This is a genomic window from Burkholderia sp. AU18528, assembly GCF_002223215.2.
Taxonomy (GTDB): domain Bacteria; phylum Pseudomonadota; class Gammaproteobacteria; order Burkholderiales; family Burkholderiaceae; genus Burkholderia; species Burkholderia semiarida.
The window spans coordinates 247,738-269,384 of sequence record NZ_NKFC02000006.1; the positions used below are offsets into that span (position 1 = coordinate 247,738).

Here is a 21,647-nt window from a genome sequence, read left to right on the forward strand (position 1 = left end):
CCGCGCCCCGGGGCATGCGCGCCCAGCGGGCCGCGTGCCATCGCCGCTCATATGGCCGGCCGATGCGCGATGCACGCGCTGCAGCAAGCGGCGCGACGGCCGAAGCGCGGGAGCGGGCGTGCCGCGCCGCCCCCGCGGATCCGTCAGCCGCCTTGCCTGACCAGCGCCGCCAGCGTCTTCATCGCCTGCAGATACGGATACGGCCCGTGGCTGATGCGCGCCACGCCGTAATCGGCGAGCTCCGCGAGCGTCGGCGTTTCCGACACGCGCATCACGTTCACCGGCAGCGGCGACGCGGCCGTCAGCGCGCGAATGAGCGCCGGCGCGCGCAGGCCCGGCACGAACAGGCCGTCGGCGCCGGCCGCCGCATAAGCGCGCGCACGGGCCAGCGTCGCGTCGAGCAATCGTTCGTCGTGCGTATCGGCTGACGCCTTGAAGAACACGTCGGTGCGTGCGTTGATGAAGTAGTCGGCGCCCGCGCGATCGGCCGCCTGCCGGGCCGCCGCGAGACGGGCCGCCGCTTCGTCGGCGTCGCGCAGTTCGCCCGTCGCCGGAAAACTGTCTTCGAGATTGCAGCCGATCGCGCCGGCCCGGATGCTGAGCGCGATCGTTTCGGCGACATCGTCCGGCCGCTCGCCGTAGCCGCTTTCGAGGTCGACGGTGACGGGTAGCGCCGTCGCGCGCGTGATCCGCTCCAGCACGTCCATCATCAGCGCGCGCGGCATCTGCTCGCCGTCGACGAAGCCGTTGGCTGCCGCGACCGACCAACTGCCGGTGGCCAGCGCGACGGCGCCGGCATCGGCCGCCGTGCGCGCGCTGCCGGCGTCCCACACGTTGAACAGCACCAGCGGCTGGCCTGCGCGGTGAAGCGACCGGAAAGTCGCGCCTTTCTCGTTGTTGCCCATGCTCGTCTCCTCGTGAATACCGGATCGGTTGTCGTGCCGAGCGATATTGCCACCGAATCGGGCGGTGCGACGCGGGCCGGCAATGTCTGCTGACAGCGCGTGGCAGGAAGTAGGCATGAGCGCCGCGCGGCGATCGGCGCGCCGGCTCAGCGGCGCGAACCCGGATCGATCGACAGCGTGCGCAACTGGCCGCGCAGCTGGTCGACTTCGCCGGGCGCGAACGGCCGCTCGATCTCGGCATGCGTCTGCCGCCACAGCGGGAACGCTTCGGCCAGCAGGTCGTGCCCGGCCGGCGTCAGTTCGAGCAGGCGGCTGCGCCGGTCGTCCGGATCCTGCACGATCGTGACGAGGCCGCGCCGCTCGAGCGGCTTGAGCGCCGCGGTGAGCGTGGTGCGGTCCATCGCGAGCAGCGACGCGACCGATTTCATCGGGGCCGGTTGCGGCCGGTTCAACGACATCAGCAGCGAAAACTGGCCGTTGGTGAGGTCGAGCGGGCGCAGCACATCGTCGAAGATGCGCGCCAGATTGCGCGCCGCGCGCTGCATGTGCAGGCACAGGCAGCAATCGCGCACCATCAGCGTCGTCTCGAAGGGAAGCTTTTCTTTTCGTGCCATGTTGCAATTGTGTTGATATCAACCTATCTTGTCAAGATCGAGGCGCGGCAACCCGCCGTGTCCGTCATCGGAGGGGAAGGCATGAGTGCGCAACAACAGTTGTATCTCGCCGTATTTCTCGGGACCCAGGATAGCCCGGCGATGAAGGCATGGCTCGCGCTGCCGGATGAAGAACGGCGCACGCGCGAGCGCGACGGCATCGCCGCATGGCATGCGTGGGTCGAGCGGCATCGCGACGCGATCGTCGAGCTCGGCGGGCCGCTCGGCAAGACCAAGGCCATCGATGCAGGCGGCATCCGCGACACGGCCAATGCGTTGACCGGCTTTACCGTCGTGCGCGCGGCGTCGCACGACGCGGCCGCCGCGCTGTTCGAAGGTCATCCGCATTTCACGCTGTTCCCGGGCGTGTCGGTCGACGTGATGCCGGTGCTGGCGATTCCCGGCGCATGAGCGACGCGTGACGCCGGGCGCTGCGTGTCGCCAGGTTCGATGCGCGCGGCCCGGATGCAGAGGTTTTCACGACATTCTGGATGGAGACTCGCGATGAAGCTTTACGGATTTGCCGGCACCCGCTCGCAACGCGCGCTGTGGGGGCTGAAGGAGCTGGATGCGGACTTCGAATTCGTGTCGGTCAACCTGCTCGAGGGCGAGCACAAGCGGCCCGAATTCCTGCGCCTCAATCCGGCCGGCAAGGTGCCCGTGCTGGTGGACGGCGACCTCGTGATTCCCGAATCGGCCGCGATCGTGCTGTACCTCGCGGACAAGTATCCGGAGAAGGCGCTGCTGCCCGTGGATCCGGCGCTGCGGGCGCAGGCCTATCGGTGGATCATGTTCGCGGTGACGGAGCTCGAGCAGCCGCTGTGGCGGATCACGCGGCATACGTTCCTCTATCCGCCGGAGAAGCGCTCGCCGGCCGATATCGAACTCGCGCGCGAGGATTTCACGACGATGGCCGCGATTCTCGACACGCATCTCGAAGGGCGCGCGTTCATCGTCGGCGATACGCTGACGGTGGCCGATTGCGTGACGGCCTATCTGATCGACTGGGCGAGCGAATGCCACCTGATCGAGCCGTTCCCGCAATTGCGCGCGTATCTGGAACGGCTGTATGCGCGGCCGAAGGCGCCGCAGCGGATCGCGGAGGCGAGGAAGGCGGCGTGAAATGGTGGTCGGTCACGTCGACGTGATCGGCCACGAACATTGTTGCAGACCGTTGCCATTCGCTGGACGAGAACCCGGCCATCCTTTATCTCTTCAGTTTCCGAGAAAAAACGCGGTTGCTGAGAGAGAAGCATGGCCCGAGGACGAGATACGCAACGCGCATTCGCGCAGTGGATAACCGGTCGGCAGTCGTATTTCCTGGAGGTGCCCGGCGCACCCGCGACGCCGGATCTGTCGATCATGTCGTTCGTGCTCGACGAGCGGCTGGGCGAGCCTTATCGGATCGAAGTGACGCTGACGAGCCCGGTTTCGCTCGCACGCGCCGATTACCTCAATCGCCCCGCCATCTTTACGATCGAGCCCCCCGGCACGAATGCCGCGACGGGCGTGGTGCGTCGATTCGCCGGCTGCATCACCGCGTTCGGTCAGATCCGCAAGACGCGCGATTTCGTGTCGTACAGGATCGTCGTCGAGCCGTTCGTCGCCCGTTTGCGCCTCGTGGAGGCGACCCGCATTTATCAGCAACAGTCCGTGCCCGAAATCGTCGAATCGATCCTCAGGCGGCACGAATTCCGCGCGCACCAGTTTTCATTCAAGCTGCGGCGCGCGTATCCGCGTCTTGCGTTTCGCATGCAGTACCGGATGTCCGACTGGGATTACATCCGCCTGCTGATGGAACAAACCGGATTATTCTGTTTTTTCCGCGCGGGACAGCATGGCGACGAACTGCATTTCGGCGATGATGTCGATGCCTATTCGTATCGTCCGCAAGTCGTCATTCCGTACCGCGAAGCAAGCGGCCTGGAAAGTGGTCACGAGGCCGTGCTTTCGCTCGAATCGTTAAGCGAAACGATTCCTCGTTCGATCAAGGTCGCCGATTACAACCCCGAGAAGGCTGACGACCGATTCAACGCCGAGGCGACCATCGCCGCACGCGACGATCCGACGACATGGGGGGCGAGCTACGTCTATGGCACTCACCATGCCGACGGCGACGAAGCCCGGCGTGAAGCGCAATTGCGCCGCGAGGCGGCGCTTGCATGGCAGGTCACGTATTCGGGCAAGAGTTCGGTTGTCGACTTCGCGCCGGGCCTTGTCGCGAAGCTCGACGAGCAACCGGCCGACGCGCCGCACGGGATCGTGATCGTGTCGGTGCGTCATGCGGGCGGCCGGGATGCGTCGTATATCAATACGTTCGACGCGATTCCGTGCGGCCGGGCGTTTCGACTGAAACTCGACGAGCACCGCTGGCCTGCGATTGCGGGCACGTTGCCGGCACGGGTCACGACTCCGGGCGCTTCGCCGTATGCGCACCTGACGAGCGACGGCTGTTACACCGTGCGCTTCGATTTCGATTTCGACACATGGCCTGCCGGCGGCGAGTGTGTGCCGCTGCGCCTCGCCAAGCCCTTCGCAGGCAGCCATCAGACGGGATTCCACTTTCCGCTGCTGGCCGATACCGAAGTCGCGGTCGCATTTGCCGGCGGCAACCCGAACCGGCCGTATATCGCGCATGCGCACCATCACAGTCAGGCCGTCGACCTGGTCACGAGCCGGGATAGCTTCAACACGCGCAACGTGATTCGCACGCGAGCGAACAACAAGCTTCGCTTCGAGGATCGGAAGGGGCGCGAAAGCATCAAGCTGTCGACGGATTACGGTGGAAAGACGCAGGTCAACCTCGGGCATTTCGTCGACAGCCGACAGCAGACGCGTGGTGAAGGGTTCGAGGTCAGGACCGATGAGCGCGGCGCGCTGCGCGCCGGCAAGGGACTGTTCCTGTCGGCCGATGCGCAATCGAGTGCGGGCGGGCACGCTTTCGACATGACGGTCGCGCGGCGGCAACTCGACGCGGCGCGATCCCGCATGCGCCGTCTGAGCGACGCGGTCGAGAAGGCGCGAGCGACGATGGCGGCCTGCGAAGCGCAGCAGGCGTTGCTCGAAGCGCAGGTTCGTGATCTCGAGGCTGCCGTGCTGCTCGCATCAGCACCGCACGGGGTTGCCGTGACCAGTGGAGAACACATGCAATTGGCGGCTGACGGACATCTTTTCACGACGACGGGCGGCAACGCCGATGCGGCGATCGGTGGCAACTATACGGTTGCAGCGGGCAATGCGGTGTCGCTGTATGCGAATGCGCATGGAATGAAGCTATACGCGGGCGCGGGCAAGGTCGACGTTCAGGCGCAAGCGGATGCGCTCGAACTGACGGCGCTAAAGGGCGTGACGATCGCGAGCACGTCGGATGCGGTGACGCTGAATGCGCAGAAGGCGCTGGTGCTGATGTGCGGCGGCGCCTATATCAAGCTCGAAGGCGGGGCAGTGGAGATCGGCAGCGCAGGCGAGATTCGGTTGCGGGGGCCGGTGAGTGCCGGACCGTCCGCGACCCGCCGGCAGGCGTTGCCGCTGATGCCGGCGCAGGAGCGAACCGGCATGAAGCTCTGGCATGCATATCCGAATGGGGAGCCGGTCAGGAACGCAACGTATCGCGTGACGTTCCCGGACGGTTCGTGGCGCGAGGGCCGGCTCGATGCCGACGGCCGGGGCACGGTGGCGGATGTGCCGCGCGGCGGTGGCTCGGTCCAGTATTTCGAGGAAGACCAGGATCTTCAGGACACCGCGCGCAAGTGGAGCGATCCGCAAGGGACGCCGCCATTTTCGCCGGCGAGCGGGGATGCCGGCCACGCGGTGCCGAGTCTCGTCGGGGCGTCGATGACGGCCGCGATTCCCGTAGCGGAGTCGGCCGGGCAAGCGCTCGGGGCGGCCGCGCTCGTCAGGGAAGCAGCATCGGGCGGGGCGGCGAACGTCGCGAACGGCGATGCCGCTGCGCTTGCCCGGGCCTCGCTCGACGCTGTCGGCGAGCCAGTCGCGAATTCCACACGCAATCACGCGGCGGCTTCGATGCCCGGCGCCGCCCCCGGTCTCGTCAAAACCACCGTGTCGCGCTGATCGCGCGCGGTGTTCGCTTCCTATTCGAAACAGATAACAATTTATGGCCGGAACCACCGCACCCTCGACCCCGCAGCGTCCGATACCCAACGCGATTCTTCAGAATGCCGAAGCACGGCGCGTGATCGTCAGTCCGGTTCCCGCACCGGACACCTCGCCGAAGCTGATCGCGACCGACGTCGAATCGGTCGGTAACCCCGGCCTCGAGATCTTCGTGCAGTGCCTGTACATGGTGCCGTTCGTCGGCAATGCGATGTCGCTGTACGACGTCGGTGTCGACATCTACCGGATCTGCAGCGAGCCGGGCGGCACGGCGAAGGTCCTCAATTGGGGTATTCTCGCGATCGATGCGATCGGTGTCGTGCCCGCCGCGGGCAATGCGACGCGGCCGGCGCGCGCGGTCGTCAAGGAAGTGTTGCTCGCATTTGCAAAGGGTGCGGGCGCGGCGATGCTCGTCGACCTGTTCTGGGCGACGGCCGGCGGCGACGTGCTCGCCTTCATGGCGGAACTCGACACGTACCTCGACGCGTGGAAGAAAGACATCGTCGCGGGGGTGCGCGAAGCGTCGCGCACGGTGCGCCGCTTCGTGCTCGATCCTGTTTCGGCGGCCGAGCAGATGGGGCGCATCAAGAAGAACCCGGGCTTCCTGTCGTGGGTGCCGTCGACGGAGGAGATCGCGCTCATCGGCATCGACCAGTTGCTCCAGGTGTCGGGCCAGCGCGATGCGATCGTCGCCTGGCTCGACGCGTTCGACCGCGAAACGGGGCCGATGCTGGACCGCGCGTTCGGCAGCGTGGACGAAGCGGGTGGTTTGCTGTTCATGGCCGCGCAGATCACCGCGCAGATCAAGGCGCGCAAGGCGCGCGGGATGCCGTCGCACGTCGCGCAGGTCACGCCGGGTACGATGAGCGCGCCGCACCGCAAGCCGGGCGAGCACCGCGATTCGACGCAGAAAGGCGCGATGCCCAGCCCGCTGCCGCCGAAGGACGGGTGCGGCTGTCCGAAGACGGCGAGCGCGAAGCCCGTCAGTTACGCAATGGGCGACGAGCACCTCGCGCAGACCGACTTCGTGCTCGACGGTGTCGTGCCGATCGTGTGGACGCGACGCTATCGATCGAGCCTTGCGGCCTACGATGCGAGCCCGCTGGGCGCGCGCTGGAGCAGTGCGTATCATCTGTCGCTGGAGGAGCGGGACGGTACGCTGACGTTCTTCGATCCGGACAGTCGCGCGGTGCCGTTGCCGCCGGTGGGATTCGGGGAGTCGGTCGAGGTGCCGGCCGAGCAGTTCACGATTGCACGCCCGGATGGCCGCCGAATCCATTTGACCTATCCGGACGGTAGTCGAGAGGAATACGAACTGAGCGACCGCGTTGCGTCGGCCCGTTACCGCCTCGTTTCCCGCATCAACCGCGACGGCATCGGTCTCGGCTTCACGTACAACGCCGCCGGCGAACTCGTTACGATCAGCGATGGCGCGGCGAACGCGATCCGCATCGAGTACGTCGACGGTCGCGTCTCGGCGATCTACCGTGCAGGCGTTCCGGGGCTCGCCAACGAAGCCCTCGCGCGCTACACGTACAGCGCCGACGGCGACCTGAGCGGCCACGTCGACATGCTCGGTTTCCGGCGTACGTATACGTACGAGCAACACCTGCTCACGCGTTATACGGATTTCAACGGACACCCCGCGAACCTCGCATGGGACTGGCCGGGCCGGCGCGAAGGCGTGCCCGCGACGGCCGACGCCCGATGCGTGCGGACGTGGTACGGCAACGACGGCCAGCATGTCCAGGACGACATGCACTTCGAGTACCATCGCGAACACTGGTACACAAAGGTGACCGATGCCGGCGGCCATGCGACGATTCACCGCTACGATTTCCACAACCGGATCGTGCTGGTCGAGCATCCCGACGGCTCGACCGAATCGTACGAATGGGACGACCAGCACCGTCTGGTCGGAATGCGGAACGCGCTGGGTCACACGCAGCGTTTCGAGTACGACGCGCACGGCCGGCTGACGGCCGAGATCGACGCACTCGGCAATGTCACGCGTACCGAATACGACGCGCGCGGTTTGCCGGTCCAGGTCACCGGGCCGGATGGCCGTGTCACACAAACGGCCTACGACGCGCTTGGCCGGCCGGTCTCCGTGACGGACGCGGCAGGCCGCACGACCCGCTACGTGTGGGGCGTACGCAGCGAATTGCTGTCGCTGACCGATCCGAAGGGCGGCGTAAAACGCTTCCGTTATGACCACGGTGGACGGCTCGCGGAGGCGGCCGACTGCTCCGGCCACGCGACACGCTACGGCTACGACGAGCGCGGTCATCCGTCGCGGGTCACCGATGCCGCGGGCCACGACACGCTTTATCGCTGCGACGCGCGAGGGCAGGTCGTCAGCGTCGTGCATCCGGACGGCGCCGAGGAACGCTTCACGTGGGACGGAGAAGGCAACCTGCGCACGTATCGCGACGGCGCGGGCCACGTCACCGAGTACACGTTCAATGCACGCGGGCAGCCGACCTGGCGCAAGGACGCCGCAGGCCGGGAACTGGCATACGGATACGACCGGCAATGGCGGCTCGACACGCTGACCAACGAGAACCGGGACCGGACGCGGTTCGGCTACGACCGGCTGGGGCGCATCGTCGAGCAGACGGATTTCGACGGCAGCACGACCCGCTACCAATGGGACGATGCCGGGCAATTGATCGGTTCGCAGGCCGGGGACGTCGAGACGACCTACACGCGCGACCCGCTCGGCCGGCTGACGCGGCGGGAGACGAAGGGGCCGGGCGGCCGGGGCCGGGTGACCGAGCTTTTCCATTACGACGCCCGCGGCCGGCTAACGACCGCGCAGGGATATCACAGCCGTGTGCACCTGCACTACGACGATGCCGATAACCTGATCGCCGAAGAGCAGACGATCTACCCGGACAGCGACGGTTCCTACACGACGGTGACGCGTCACGAATACGACGTGCTCGGCAACCGGATCCGCACGCAACTGCCGAACACGCGCACGATCGACTGGCTGCGCTACGGTTCGGGCCATTTGCACGGCGTGTTGCTGGACGGCCGGCCGCTGGTGGACTTCGAGCGCGACAAACTGCATCGTGAGATCGTGCGCCGGTATCGCAGCTTCGAGCAGGTTCGGGAATACGATCCGGCAGGTCGGTTGCAGCGCATGGCCGTGCGGCGTGACGGGAGTGCGCGGCTGGCGGACTGGATGGCCACGCGCCGGTTGCAGTACGACGCGGCCGGTCACCTGACGCGTATCGAGGATCGCACGCGCGGCGTCACGGAGTATGCGTACGACCCGACCGGGCGTCTGCTGAAGGCGACGACACGGGATCTGAAGGAGGTATTCGCATTCGATCCGGCGGGCAACCCGGTGGATCCGGACAGCATCCCGCCGCGCCCGAGCGACGAAACGATCGAGTCGGCCAAGGCGCGGATGCAGCGGCAGATGGCGCAGGATCGTGCGTGGTGGGACGCCCATCCGGGCGAACGGTTGCCCGACGAACAGCTCGCGCGGCGCTTGCGGATTGCCGACGAGGTCGACGCGCTGACCGGCTGGGAGCGGTCATTGCCGAAGTGCATCGGCAACGTGCTGAAGGAACTGAACCGCACGCGCTACGAGCACGACGCGCAAGGCAATCTGGTGCGCAAGACGGAGCCGGGCGGCGTGACGTGGCTGTACGAATACGACGCGGCGAACCGGCTCACGCAGGCCGAACGCTATGCGAGGTGGCCGGCGGCGAACGAGATCGACCGGATCGAGCGGACGCCACATGGCGTGACGTCGACCCCGGGCACGGTGCGGCCGGAATTGCGCGTGCACTTTACCTACGACGCGTTCGGCCGGCGGCGGATGAAAGAGGTGACGAGCAGGGACGGCCACATCGATCGGACAGTGTTCACGTGGGACGGCGACGTGCTGCTGATGGAGGAGCGGTTCCATATCGCACCGCTTGAGCCGGGGGAACGCGGCGAGCGGGTGGGGGACCGCTCGACGCCGATGGTCCGGGAGGATCCTGCCGATCCGTACTCGGTGCCGGTGGCGCAGCGGGTCCATACGTTCATTGAGCGGCACCGGTGGCAGGGGGCGTCGCTGTACCTGCACGAACCGGGGACGTTCGTGCCACTGGCGCGGCTGGACGAGACGCTGGTGGAGGCGGCGTTCGTGGCGACGGGCACGGATGGAAGGTTCGTGCAGGTGCCGGCGAAGACGCGGCATGCGACGCTGTTCTACCAGAATGACCACCTGGGGACACCGCAGGAACTGCTGGACGATTCGGGGAAGGTGGTGTGGCTGGGGCGGTATCGGGCGTGGGGTGGCGAGAAGACGGTGTGGGGGGAGGTGCCGGAGCGCAACGAGGCGGGGAACGCGGTTCGGTTCCAGGGGCAGTATCGGGACGAGGAGACGGGGCTGCACTATAACCGGTATCGGTACTATGATCCGGGCAGCGGCAGGTTCATCTCGAAGGACCCGATTGGGTTGCAGGGTGGATTGAACGTCTGGCAGTACGCACCAAACCCGGTTGGGTGGATAGACCCACTTGGGCTGACATGCAAATGCCCTTGCCCTGGTACTTTCTGGGCCGATAGGTCGCTGCCTCGAGATAATCACGGCAATCCCGTGCCGGACGTAGGCGCGCCTCACACGCAATTGGGTCGGAGGGATGGACGTCGAGGTGCATACAATCAGGCACGAGAATGGAGTTACGATGCAAACGGAAATCTTGTTCCCACACGCGATATAGATTTCACTGATCACGGTCGCCCCCAAAACCACCCGTGTCCCCATCAGCACAATTGGCTTCCCAATCCGACGGGAGGAACACGACAGCACGGGCCCGCAGTCCCCATGGAGATGCCATGATGCAAATGCGATCGTTTCCAATGGATCGATCAGACGGCTCCAAGATTTCACTCGAGGAACTGTTGACAGTTGTTCCGGGCAGCCAATGGACTTGGTACGTGCTTGATTTTTACGGCATTGGTTGTGCCCCAGGTGACCAAACCATGACCTCTTTTGAAGACGAGGTCCGTTCTTCGGATAATGGTGTTGCTATGACTTGGACTGAGTTGAACGACTTTGCTCACGGGTTGGATCAAACGATCGATTGTCAAATAGTTGCGGCTACTCAATATCCGGTTTCCCGCGAGCGAGTGGGAAGGAGGGATTTTTGCGAATATGAAATGGTGATCGATGGATTCGATAGTACTGAATGGGCTGTTTGGGCGCGCGATGAGAGCGTATCTGATCGAATTGTAAGAGTGGCTTCGAAATTGAAATAGCAGAGGCGCGCGCTCCGCGCTCAACCGCTATATCAATACGTGCCAAATTCGTCCAGGCGGTGTTGATGAAGGAAATGATGAAAATATTGATTGCCTTTCGATGGTGCTCGGAAAATCTACGTGTTGCTCATGGTGATGAAGTTTAATCTCAAGGATCATAGCGGGGAGGGTATGGGTGAAATCATTGTGATCGCCTCACGCGAGGGGAGCATCCTTGGTGAATTCTCTCCTGCTTCATGTTTTGCTACTTATGCACCGTTGTTTAAGGAGTTTGAGCAGGCGGCGAATGATCAGCTCTTAGTGGAGATAGACCGGCTGGAAGGTGAAATTTACAAACTCGGGTTCTATGTGGTTGGTCCCTGTCCTCAAGGCCCGAGGTATGAAATAGAGAATCTCCAAATAATGGAAAGGGGTATCAGTTTTCGATTGAAGGGCGGAGGCAAAATATAACTGCCATAATTATTGTTGTTCGTGCCTGAGACGATTGGTTGCGGTACGACTACGATTGAGTGTCGGACCAAGCTCTGTCTACTGTCGAGCGACGTCGAGATGCCACGCGGCACAAGGCGAGGCGGAGAGTCGGTCAACATACGATAGTGTTACGACGACGAGTGTAATCTGAGGTAGCGCACGAGATTTTGGGCAATCGTTAGGGGATTGGTAACGGGCGGTAGACGGGGCTGCACTATAACCGGCACCGGTACTATGATCCGAGTAGCGGACGATTCATTTCGAAAGACCCTATTGGGCTCGCGGGCGGCATCAACGTCTGGCAGTACGCACCCAATCCAATTGGCTGGATTGATCCGCTGGGGCTGTCGAAGCAATGTGCGAAGTGCTTGCCGAGTTGCAACGATATCGCATCTCAGGGACCGAAGGATGCCACCGAGATGGCGCAAGAACTTTCTAGGCAGATTAATCGGAATTCGGTAACATTTTCTACGCCGACAACGCAAGGCCATATTGATTTGCAGGGTGATGCGCACTTCGATAAGGCGACGAAAGTTAAAATTCCAACTCCCCATGTTCAGACGCGAACGATTAACATCGGACCGAACGGCCAAATAACTACGTCAAAAAAGACAGAGGTCACGACGGCGGCAACTAAGCAGGATGTGCGAGTGGCAAGGGAGCTTGCAAGACGGAAGGGGTTGTGCAAATGAATGATCTAATCGATGCGTTGCAGCACTGGTATACATCTCAATGCGATGATGTTTGGGAGCATTCTTACGGTGTGAAGATTTCTACCATTGACAATCCGGGATGGGAAGTTAGAATAAATGGTGTTTCGGGGAGAAAGTTGATAGATATTAATGCAGAGCGTGATGAATCAGATTGGATTAGTGTGACTGCTACTAAAGAGGAATTTGTTGGGTATGGTGGTTCAAGTAATTTGAAGGAAATTCTGATGCTTGCGATGGACTGGTTGCATTAAGCACCAAGGGCCGCAGTTGTGGCCCTTGTAGTTAGTGTGGTTAGCCGCAATCGGGGGTGATTTGCGCGGCGGTAATGGTGAGCTTGCCGTGTTCAACGTGAACGTGAAGCTTCTGGCCGGCGTGGAAGCCGACGTCGTGTATCAGCCAGCGGCCGACGATCTTGAGCCAGAGGTGCAGCGGCTCGCAGCTCTCGTCATAGATGGCCTGCAGTCCGTAACGACCGATGTCGCGCTTGCGCTGCATGGTGATGAAACGCTCCGTGACGGGTTGCCGAACCTACGGCGCGTGGACTTGGCGCACGTCCTGGTGTAGATATCCCGGTCGACATTGACGGAACGGTTCATCCAAGCACTGGCGGCATTTCGGTTGCTCTGGAATCAGCACGCAATCTTCCGCCTCATAGGCGCCCCGAAAATCCAGGGGGAACCGGAAGGGACTGTGCTTGTTTGCTGAATACAGCGAACCTTCCGAAAAGTCTGAGGTGCGTGCGGGATAGTGCCAAGCATGGAACGATCCAACCAAGCACAAGTATGTCTTTATCTGATTATCAAGCCGCACTTCGTTCAACGCGTGAAAAATTGGTGAGGCAATGACGGCTGAACTTTATGTCGTGCTGGATCGGGAACTGCGCGACGCATTGGAGGCGAGCGCCGACTTCGACGTGCTGAGAGATATTCTCGTGAAATATCGGGAGAAAGGTTTTAGTTCGAATTCCGTATGTGAATTGTTGGAATCTATGAGGGATGGCGTAACTTAAAATATTGAAGAGCGAATTCTGGAGCTTATGGATATCGTTTCTGGATTCTGTTCTCCGAATATGCGAGTTTGGTGATGGGTGAAAGGGCCGCAGTTGCGGCCGTTGTTGTTATCGTGGTTGGCGGCGATCCGGGCCGATGGTGATCTGCTCCGCCTGTTCTACCCGACCGTCGTACAGACGTCTACGACACGTCGTCAGGCCCGCCGAGCACGCGACAAAGCATCGACAGGTCGCGCAGCCTGAGATGCGGCGCCACGGCGTACCCCGGCGCGTATTCGCCTGCAGAAACCGGCTCGCGCACGACCCACGCCGCCTGCAGCCCCGCATTCAGCGCGCCGACGATATCGAGATGAAAATCGTCGCCGACATGCAGCAATTCGCCCGGCCGTACGTCGAGCGCATCCGCCGCCGCATGGAAGATCTCGGGTTCCGGCTTCGCGAAGCCGAACTCACGCGCACTGAGCGTCGTGCGAAAGAATTCGCCGCCGCCGGTCAGCCGGAGATCCGCGTTGCCGTTGGTGACCGCGATCAACGGAAAGCGCTCGCTCAGCCACGCGAGCGCCGGCAGCGCGTCTTCGTAGAATTCGACGCGGTTGCGCGCCGCATAGAACACGTCGTACGCACGATCGGCCAGCGAGACATCTTCGTTCGCACGTTCCAGCGCCAGCCGGATCGACCCGATTCGCATCGCGCGAAAGTCGCCGGCAAGCTCTGGACACAAACGTTCGTATTCGTCACGTAACGCACCGAGTGCCTGTTGCGTGGGCAGCACGCGCTCGGTGTTCGGCGCGTGCTCGATCAACCATGCGCGAAGCGCCGCCTCGGCCCGTACGATGGACGGCCCGAACGGCCACAGGGTGTCGTCGAGGTCGAACGAGAGGGCGGAGACTTTGGCGAGACGCATGGCGGTTGAAAGCGGGAAGTCGTTTTACCAGGGCCACGGAACGGCAGTGCCGGTGCCGTGGTCGAGGGCGTGCCGATACAGGAAGCGCGCGACGGTCAGATCCTGAAGCGCGAGCCCCGTCATGTCGAAGACGGTGATCTCGTGCGCGGCACGATCGATCGATGTCGCACCCGCGAGGATGTCACCGATTTCCGTGCGCGGCAAATCTGGCGCCCACTGGCACTCGCCGATGCCGCGCGCCTGCTCGTGATCGTCCACGACGATGCGCGCGCGTTCCAGCACGCCCGCCGGAAGTTCGCGCTTGCCCGCGGTATCGGCGCCCACGCAGGTCAGGTGGGTGCCGGGCTGCACGGCATCCGCGTCGAACAACGCGCCGCCGCCCGGCGTGGCCGTGATCACCACGTCGCTATCGGCCACCGCGTCGTTGCGGTTGTGCGCCACGCCGATCGTGCATCGATCGACGAAGTGCGCTTCGAACGCCGGGTCCGGTTCGCCGCTCACGGTCACGTACTGCACCGTGCATCGCCGCGGCAGCAGCCTGAGCGCGTAGTCGAGCTGCACACGCGCCTGCACGCCCGTGCCGAACACGCAGAGCCGCGTGCTGTCGCGGCGCGCGAGCAGTTGCAACCCGAGGCCGCCGGCGGCCCCGGTGCGCGCGGTGGTGATCGCGTTGCCGTCCATGATGCACAGCGGGCGTCCCGTCGCCGGATCGAACAGCGCGACGGTGGCCTGATGCGGCTCGCCGCCCAGCGCACGGTTGCCCGGCCAGAACCCGGCCGCCTTGAAGCCGAGCAAGTCCTGACCGGCGACGTCGCCCGACTTGATGCCGAACACGCCGCCGGTATGGAGCTTCTCGCGCACGACCGGGAATACGCGTCCTGCCCGTTGACTGTGCAGCACGAACGCTTCGCGGACGGCCGCCATCACTTGCTCGACCTGCAGGGCGGGCTCGACGGCATCGCGGTCGAGGAGAAGGAGGCGGGCGTCGGTCGGCATGGTCGGGGGCGCCTGTTCGGCACGAGATGAATCAAGGGTGTTTAAAGTTTGTCCAAATATGGACAAATAGTCAATGCGTGGATGAGACGGCATGGACGCCGGACGACGCTCACCACCCGTAGAACCGCGGCCACGTCTGCGCGGCGCCGTCGCCGCCGATGGCCTGGTATTCGGGATGCTGCGCGCCAGTGGCGCACGCATGATTCGGGAGAATGCGCAGCCGCGTGCCGATCGGAAACCGCTGCGCGATGTCCGTATCCGGCGCGCCCGTTCGCGACACGATCCCGTGTTCCTGATTGGCGGCGCTCATCAGGTAGCCGCCGAGCACCTCGCCGTCTTCGGTGCAGACCTGCCCGTAGCCGAAATCGCGCGCCTGGCGCTGCGTGCCGCGGTCGCGGCTCATCGCCATCCAGCCCGCGTCGACGATCGCCCAGCCTTTCTCTTCCTGATGGCCGACGACGGTGGTCAGCACCGACAGCGCGATGTCGGACGGTTCGCACACGCCGATGTTGTGCATCACGAGGTCGAACATCACGTACACGCCGGCGCGCACTTCGGTCACGCCGTCGAGCCGTTGCGCCGCCAGCGCGGTGGGCGTCGATCCGATGCTGACGACCGGGCACGGCAAGCCGGCGGCCCGCAGGCGCTCGGCGGCGCGCACGGTGCGGCTGCGCTCCTGTTCGGCGATCGCGACCAGCGCTTCGGGCGTGTCGTATTCGTAGCTGGAGCCCGCATGAGCGAGCACGCCGCCGAGCCGCATGCCGCCGTCGGTCAGCGCGCGGCCGACGGAGATCAGCAGGTCGGCATCGGGCGGGATGCCGGAGCGGTGCCCGTCGACGTCGACCTCGATCCACACGTCGAAACGTTCGCCGTGCTCGCGCCCGAACGCGGCGATCGCGTGCGCGGCCGGCAGGCTGTCGGCGACGATCTTCAGGTCGCAGCCCTGCCGGCGCAGCGCCAGCGCCTGGCCGAGCTTGGCGGGCACCATGCCGACCGCATAGACGATATCGACGATGCCGTCGGCGAAGAATTGCTCGGCTTCCTTGAGCGTGGACACCGTGATGCCCTGCGCGCCCGCCGCGATCTGCGCGTCGACGACTTGCCGGCATTTGGTGGTCTTGACGTGCGGCCGGAACCGCACGCCGAGCGCGTCCAGATGCGCCTGCATGCGTGCGATGTTGCGGTGCATGCGGCCGATATCGATCAATGCGGCCGGGGTGTTGAGGGTGTGAAGGTCCACGATGCGTCCGTTTGCGAAGTTGCCGATACGGACACTGTAGGGGAGGGGAGCAGCGCCGTGTTTAATGCACGTCTAATCTGCCATTAAGCAGAATTTAATCAACGAAGTCCTCCTGGATCGCACCGGAACTCAGGCCTTGCCGCGCCAGGGCGGCGGATCGAGAAGCTGCCGCGCGGCGTCGAGAAACACCCGCTGCCGCGCGGAGCGGCCGGTACGCGATGGCACGAGCGCCGTCACCGGCGCGGGCGGCAGGCGCCAGCGGGGCAGCAACCGGACGAGCTTGCCGTTCGCGAGCAGCGGTGCGACGTCCCACTCGGAGCGCTCGACGATGCCGAGCCCGGCCAGCGCCCATTCGGTGATGACGGTGCCGTCGTTGGACGACAGCGCGCCGGTGACGCGGATGACGGTGGACCGCCGCGAATCGCCCTTGGCGCCGCCAACAGGCGAGAAGCGCCAGCGCGGGATGTCCTCGTCGTTCTCGCGCAGGCACAGGCAGTCGTATCGCGCCAGGTCGGACGGATGCTTCAGATCCTTGATGCGACGCGCGTACGCGGGGCTCGCACAGAGGAAGCGCTCGTTGGGCGCGAGCGGATAGCCGATCCACGAAGACGACTTGAGGCTGCCGACATGGACGACCACGTCGGCCCCCGCCGCGCTGGTCAGCGGGCTTTCCGACAGATGGAGCGAGATCTCGAGTTTCGGATGTGCGCGCTGCACGTCGCGCACGATCCGTGCGACATATTTGCGGCCGAAGCCGAGCGGGGCGACGACGCGCAGCGTGCCCTGCACGTCGCCGTGGTCGCCCGCGATGCTGACCGGCAGCGCCTCCACGCGCTCGAGAATGCCCACGGCTTCCTGGTACAGCCGCTGCCCTTCGTCGGTCAGCGCGATGCCTTTCGGTTGCCGCACGGCGAGCCGCGCGTTCAGGCGCGCTTCCATCCGCTGCAGGCGAATCGTGACCGCGGGCGGCGTGAGATCGAGCAGCCGGGCGGCAGCGGCCAACGATCGGGACGTGCCGATCGCGCGGACGAGTCGAAGGTCGTCGAGGTCGAGCATTTCATGGCTCTTAATGCAGAGGGTATCCAGCATTAAACCGCACATTCGGTGCCGACGCCATCGAGGTGGCCGGCGCCCGCCTGCCGCATTCGCCGATATATTGAATCGTCCGATCGATCGTGACGCCCGGCGCCCGCCCGCCTACGCGTGCAGCCCCCAGATCAGCGACCGGTGCGCGGCCACTCCGGCCATCACGCCCGATGCCGATGCGAAGGTTGCGTTGCTCATCGACGTCGACGCATCGCCCGCCGCGAATACGCCGGCGACGCTCGTCTGCTTTGACGCATCGACGCGAACGACGGGGCCGAGCGGCCCTTCGTCGAACGCGCAGCCGAGCTGCCGCGCGAGGTCGCTCGCCATGTCGGTGCGCGCGCCGATGAACAACGCGTCGATCGGCACGACCTGGCCGTCGGCGAGCCGCAGCGCGTCGATACGCGGCGCATCGCCGAGGATCTCGGCGACCGGCGAGCGTTCGATCCGCACCCCGCGCGCGGCGAGCAATGCGGCTTCTTCGTCGTTCGCTTCGACCACGCCCTGCGTGAACCACGTCGTCGGGCCCCAGTCCGGAATCAGGATCGCCTGATGGACCGACAGCGGATGCGTGGCGAGCACGCCGAGCCGCTGGCCGCTTACTTCATAGCCATGGCAGTACGGACAATGCAGCACGCTGATGCCCCAGCGTTCGGCGAGCCCCGGCAGCGCGGGCAGTTCGTCGCGGATGCCGGTGGCGAGAATCAGCCGGTCGGCGCTCGCGCGGCCGCCGTCGGCCAGCGTCACGTGAAAGCGCCCGTCCGCGTCGCGCTCGGCCGTGCGAACCGTGCCGTCGATGCGCCGCACCGTCGGATACGCGTCGAGCTGCGCGCGCGCATCGGCGACGATTTGCGCCGGCGGCTTGCCGTCCTGCCCGAGGAAGCCGTGCGCGTGTTCGGCAAAGCGGTTGCGCGGCCGGCCGGCGTCGATCACGAGCACGCGGCGGCGCGCCCGCGCCAGTTGCATCGCGGCCGACAACCCGGCAAAGCTGCCGCCGATCACGATCACTTCATGATGAGAATGCATGCGTCCTCTCCTTTCTGAACCTGCGTGAATGACCGATGTGCTCCGCTGACGGTCAACTCATGAAACATGAGAAGTTGCATGATAGGGCGATGGTATCATTCATGCAACTTCAGAAGTTTCGAGAGAGAGGGGAGTTCTACCCGTGAGAACCGACAGCCGTTTGTCGCGCATCCTGCATGCGCTGATCCACATGGACCAGGCCGACGGCCCGCTGACGTCGGAGACGATCGCGACGATGCTGTGCACGAACCCGGTCGTCGTGCGGCGCCTGCTCGGCGGGTTGCGCGATCGCGGGTACGTGCAGTCGGAGAAGGGGCACGGCGGCGGCTGGGCGCTCAGCGTCGCGCTCGACGACATCACGCTGCTCGACGTCTATCGCGCGGTGGGCGAGCCGCCGCTGTTTTCCGATCTCGTGTCCGACGACGCGCCCGAATGTCTGGTCGAACAGGCCGTCAACGCGCATCTGTCGGCGACGCTGAAGGAGGCCGAAGCCTCGCTGCTCGCGCGCTTCGGCGAAGTCACGCTCGGCATGCTCTCGCGCGATTTCGACGCGAAGGCGGCGCGGCCGCGCAAGCCGCGCTGACGCGGCGCAGCACGTCCGCCGTACACGCGTGACGTGCGCGCCGGCGCGATCGAAACCGTCGCGCCGTCATGTTCTGTCCCCCAACTTCTGCCCGGTTCGCCCGCCACAGGGCAAAATACGGGTTTTCCGCACCCGCGAGGGCGCGTTCGAATCACGCGCCGGGCGGCGGCAGTGCGCATGCCGCACGCGGCCGCCCGGTGCCAGGCAAGATCGCTCGCCACGCTGCGAGCCCACAGGAGTCCAGACCCCATGCCCGAATCCAACCTGTCCTTCTTCGGCCGGCTGTCGCTGGCCGTCGGCACGTTCTTCTCCGTGCTCGGCAATCGCGAGTTCGCCGCCGACGTGCTGCGCGTGCGCGATGGCGCCGCGGCGCCCGTCGCGCCCGCTCCGACGCCGGCACCGGCCGCCGCGCCCGTCGCCCCCGCGCCCGTGAAGCCGCCGGCGCCCGAGCTGCGCGAAGCCAGCCCGCAGGCCGCGCTGCAGCTGCTCGGCCTGCTGCAGCGCGATGCGCGCTTCATCGATTTCGTCGAGGAAGACATCGCCGGCTACGCGGACGCCGACATCGGCGCGGCCGCGCGCCTCGTGCACGACGGCTGCCGCGTCGCGCTGCGCGAGCACTTCACGATCGTGCCCGTGCGCGACGAAGCCGAAGGCAGCCGCGTGACGCTGCCGGCCGGCTTCGACGCGACGGCCGTGCGCGTGACCGGCAACGTGGTCGGTTCCGCGCCGTTTACGGGCACGGTCAGCCATCGCGGCTGGCGTGTCGCAGACGTGCGCCTGCCGAAGCTGACGGGCAGCCACGACGCATCGGTCATCGCACCGGCGGAGGTGGAACTGTGAGCGATCCGCGCTATTCGATCGGTATCGACCTCGGGACGACCCATTGCGCGCTGTCGTACGTCGACAGCAGCACGAGCGACGGCGAGAAGATCACGCAGCAGGTGCTGCCGATCGCGCAACTCACTGCACCCGGCGCGCTGGAATCGCGCGACCTGCTGCCGTCGTTTCTCTACTTGCCGCACGAAAGCGAGCTGACGCAGGGCGACCTGACGCTGCCGTGGACGGCCTCGCGCACCTTTGCGGTCGGCGAGATGGCGCGCACGCGCGGCGCCGGCACGCCGATCCGCCTCGTGTCGAGCGCGAAGAGCTGGCTGTGCCACCCGGGCGTCGATCGCCGCGCGGCGATCCTGCCGAGCGATGCGCCGCCGGAAGTGACGCGCGTGTCGCCGCTGGAAAGCTCGATCCGCTATCTGACGCACCTGCGCGAAGCGTGGGACCACGCGCATCCCGACGCACCGTTCGCCGACCAGGACGTGACGGTGACGATCCCCGCGTCGTTCGATCCGGCCGCGCGCGAGCTCACGGCCGAGGCCGCGCGCGCCGCCGGCTACTCGCGGATGACGCTGCTCGAGGAACCGCAGGCGGCGCTGTACAGCTGGATCCAGAAGAGCGAAGGCGGCTGGCGCAAGCAGGTGCAGGTCGGCGACCTGATCCTGTGCGTGGACGTCGGCGGCGGCACGACCGACCTGTCGCTGATCGCGGTGGTCGAGCGCGACGGCAATCTCGAACTGCATCGCGTGGCCGTGGGCGAGCACATCCTGCTCGGCGGCGACAACATGGACCTCGCGCTCGCGCACGTGGTGGCGCGCAAGCTCGCGCAGCAGGGCACGCAGGCCGATCCGTGGCAACTGCGCGCGCTGACCTACGCGTGCCGCTCGGCCAAGGAAACGCTGCTGTCCGATCCGAGCGCCGACGCGGTGCCGCTCGTCGTGCCGAGCCGCGGCTCGAAGCTGATCGGCGGCTCGATCCGCACCGAACTGACGCGCGCGGAACTGACGCAGACGATCCTCGAAGGCTTCTTCCCGCAGGTCGATGCGGCCGCGCGCCCGGTGAGCCGCGCGCGTGTCGGCCTGACGCAGCTCGGCCTGCCGTATGCGCAGGACGCCGGCATCACGCGCCATCTCGCGGCGTTCCTCGGCCGCCAGGTCGCGGCGCTCGACACGCTCGAAGGCGTGCAGCGCACGCTGCCGCAGGGCGCGACGTTCCTGCATCCGACCGCCGTGCTGTTCAACGGCGGCGTGTTCAAGTCGACGCTGCTCACGCAGCGCGTGCTCGACACGCTCAACGGCTGGCTCGCCGCCGAAGGCGCGCCGCCCGCGCGCCTGCTCGAAGGCGCGGATCTCGATCTCGCGGTCGCGCGTGGCGCGGCGTACTACGGCTACGTGAAGCGCGGCCGCGGCGTGCGCATTCGCGGCGGCACGGCGCGTGCGTACTACGTCGCGATCGAATCGGCGATGCCCGCGGTGCCGGGGCTGGAGCCGCCGGTGCAGGCGCTGTGCGTCGCGCCGTTCGGGATGGAGGAAGGCTCGGACGCGGCGCTGCCGCCGCAGGAGTTCGGGCTGGTCGTCGGCGAACCGGTGCAGTTCCGCTTCTTCGGCTCGTCGGTGCGGCGCCAGGACCAGGTCGGCACGCTGCTCGACTACTGGTCGCCGGAAGAGTTGCAGGAGCTGGAGGAAATCCAGGCGACGCTGCCCGCCGAAGGGCGCACCGTCGGCGAAGTCGTGCCGGTGAAGCTGCATGCGCGCGTGACCGAAGCCGGCACGCTCGAACTCGAGGCGATCCCGAGCGGCACGAACGAGCGCTGGAAGGTCGAGTTCGACGTGCGCGGCGCCGCCTGAGCGCG

18 protein-coding genes and 1 pseudogene are annotated in these 21,647 nt (G+C 65.5%); 11 read left to right on the forward strand and 8 right to left on the reverse strand.

Features of this window, described 5'->3' with window-relative positions; translation table 11 throughout:
* Nucleotides 1-143: 143 nt before the first annotated feature.
* Nucleotides 144-905, reverse strand: coding sequence for an isocitrate lyase/phosphoenolpyruvate mutase family protein (locus tag CFB52_RS17930; RefSeq protein ID WP_099317095.1), 762 nt, complete (start codon nucleotides 903-905; stop codon nucleotides 144-146).
* A 146-nt stretch (nucleotides 906-1,051) separates the two neighbouring features.
* The gene (locus CFB52_RS17935; protein ID WP_060315843.1) at nucleotides 1,052-1,519 is read right to left on the reverse strand and encodes a MarR family winged helix-turn-helix transcriptional regulator; all 468 of its coding nucleotides are present in this window, start codon (nucleotides 1,517-1,519) and stop codon (nucleotides 1,052-1,054) included.
* A gap of 81 nt (nucleotides 1,520-1,600) precedes the next feature.
* Here CFB52_RS17935 and CFB52_RS17940 point away from each other — a divergent pair, with 81 nt between their 5' ends.
* From CFB52_RS17940 to CFB52_RS17970, 8 genes and pseudogenes are all read left to right on the forward strand, one after another.
* The gene (locus CFB52_RS17940) at nucleotides 1,601-1,969 is read left to right on the forward strand and encodes a YciI family protein (RefSeq protein ID WP_059580008.1); all 369 of its coding nucleotides are present in this window, start codon (nucleotides 1,601-1,603) and stop codon (nucleotides 1,967-1,969) included.
* Between the two features lie 93 nt (nucleotides 1,970-2,062).
* Nucleotides 2,063-2,680, forward strand: coding sequence for a glutathione S-transferase family protein (locus CFB52_RS17945; RefSeq protein ID WP_059580010.1), 618 nt, complete (start codon nucleotides 2,063-2,065; stop codon nucleotides 2,678-2,680).
* A gap of 132 nt (nucleotides 2,681-2,812) precedes the next feature.
* On the forward strand, nucleotides 2,813-5,629 hold the full coding sequence (locus CFB52_RS17950) for a type VI secretion system Vgr family protein (protein ID WP_257220498.1): 2,817 nt from the start codon (nucleotides 2,813-2,815) through the stop codon (nucleotides 5,627-5,629).
* A 43-nt stretch (nucleotides 5,630-5,672) separates the two neighbouring features.
* A complete protein-coding gene (locus tag CFB52_RS17955) occupies nucleotides 5,673-10,517 on the forward strand; it encodes an RHS repeat-associated core domain-containing protein (RefSeq protein WP_257220499.1) in 4,845 nt (1,614 codons plus the stop codon).
* Nucleotides 10,514-10,936, forward strand: a complete 423-nt coding sequence (locus CFB52_RS34270; RefSeq protein ID WP_124657359.1) for a hypothetical protein — start codon at nucleotides 10,514-10,516, stop codon at nucleotides 10,934-10,936. The genes CFB52_RS17955 and CFB52_RS34270 overlap by 4 nt, the downstream gene beginning before the upstream one ends.
* A gap of 120 nt (nucleotides 10,937-11,056) precedes the next feature.
* Complete coding sequence (locus CFB52_RS17960) at nucleotides 11,057-11,386, forward strand: hypothetical protein (RefSeq protein ID WP_144029748.1); 330 nt, start codon at nucleotides 11,057-11,059, stop codon at nucleotides 11,384-11,386.
* 224 nt (nucleotides 11,387-11,610) lie between these two features.
* Nucleotides 11,611-11,757, forward strand: a pseudogene (locus tag CFB52_RS35390) (RHS repeat-associated core domain-containing protein); the annotation flags it as partial.
* Between the two features lie 338 nt (nucleotides 11,758-12,095).
* Nucleotides 12,096-12,371, forward strand: coding sequence for an Imm53 family immunity protein (locus CFB52_RS17970; RefSeq protein ID WP_099317097.1), 276 nt, complete (start codon nucleotides 12,096-12,098; stop codon nucleotides 12,369-12,371).
* Nucleotides 12,372-12,411: 40 nt separating this feature from the next.
* On the opposite strand, the gene CFB52_RS17975 is transcribed toward CFB52_RS17970, so the two are convergent.
* From CFB52_RS17975 to CFB52_RS18000, 6 genes are all read right to left on the reverse strand, one after another.
* Nucleotides 12,412-12,615: a SymE family type I addiction module toxin gene (locus CFB52_RS17975; protein WP_099317098.1), complete on the reverse strand. Its 204-nt coding sequence runs from the start codon at nucleotides 12,613-12,615 to the stop codon at nucleotides 12,412-12,414.
* Between the two features lie 695 nt (nucleotides 12,616-13,310).
* Complete coding sequence (locus tag CFB52_RS17980) at nucleotides 13,311-14,033, reverse strand: HAD family hydrolase (RefSeq protein ID WP_099317099.1); 723 nt, start codon at nucleotides 14,031-14,033, stop codon at nucleotides 13,311-13,313.
* Nucleotides 14,034-14,057: 24 nt separating this feature from the next.
* Nucleotides 14,058-15,029: an ornithine cyclodeaminase family protein gene (locus CFB52_RS17985; RefSeq protein ID WP_099317100.1), complete on the reverse strand. Its 972-nt coding sequence runs from the start codon at nucleotides 15,027-15,029 to the stop codon at nucleotides 14,058-14,060.
* Nucleotides 15,030-15,138: 109 nt separating this feature from the next.
* Nucleotides 15,139-16,269 (reverse strand): DSD1 family PLP-dependent enzyme, encoded by a 1,131-nt coding sequence (locus CFB52_RS17990; RefSeq protein ID WP_059580017.1) that lies wholly within the window; start codon nucleotides 16,267-16,269, stop codon nucleotides 15,139-15,141.
* Nucleotides 16,270-16,398: 129 nt separating this feature from the next.
* Nucleotides 16,399-17,358: a LysR substrate-binding domain-containing protein gene (locus tag CFB52_RS17995; protein ID WP_089465384.1), complete on the reverse strand. Its 960-nt coding sequence runs from the start codon at nucleotides 17,356-17,358 to the stop codon at nucleotides 16,399-16,401.
* Nucleotides 17,359-17,466: 108 nt separating this feature from the next.
* On the reverse strand, nucleotides 17,467-18,381 hold the full coding sequence (locus CFB52_RS18000) for an NAD(P)/FAD-dependent oxidoreductase (RefSeq protein ID WP_060315828.1): 915 nt from the start codon (nucleotides 18,379-18,381) through the stop codon (nucleotides 17,467-17,469).
* A gap of 142 nt (nucleotides 18,382-18,523) precedes the next feature.
* On the opposite strand from CFB52_RS18000, the gene CFB52_RS18005 reads away from it, so the two are divergent.
* The 3 genes from CFB52_RS18005 (at nucleotide 18,524) to CFB52_RS18015 (ending at nucleotide 21,642) form a co-directional block, all read left to right on the forward strand.
* On the forward strand, nucleotides 18,524-18,964 hold the full coding sequence (locus CFB52_RS18005) for an Rrf2 family transcriptional regulator (RefSeq protein ID WP_059580023.1): 441 nt from the start codon (nucleotides 18,524-18,526) through the stop codon (nucleotides 18,962-18,964).
* Nucleotides 18,965-19,213: 249 nt separating this feature from the next.
* The gene (locus tag CFB52_RS18010; RefSeq protein WP_059580026.1) at nucleotides 19,214-19,804 is read left to right on the forward strand and encodes a DUF2760 domain-containing protein; all 591 of its coding nucleotides are present in this window, start codon (nucleotides 19,214-19,216) and stop codon (nucleotides 19,802-19,804) included.
* Nucleotides 19,801-21,642, forward strand: a complete 1,842-nt coding sequence (locus CFB52_RS18015; protein WP_099317101.1) for an Hsp70 family protein — start codon at nucleotides 19,801-19,803, stop codon at nucleotides 21,640-21,642. The genes CFB52_RS18010 and CFB52_RS18015 overlap by 4 nt, the downstream gene beginning before the upstream one ends.
* The last annotated feature ends 5 nt before the right edge of the window (nucleotides 21,643-21,647 follow it).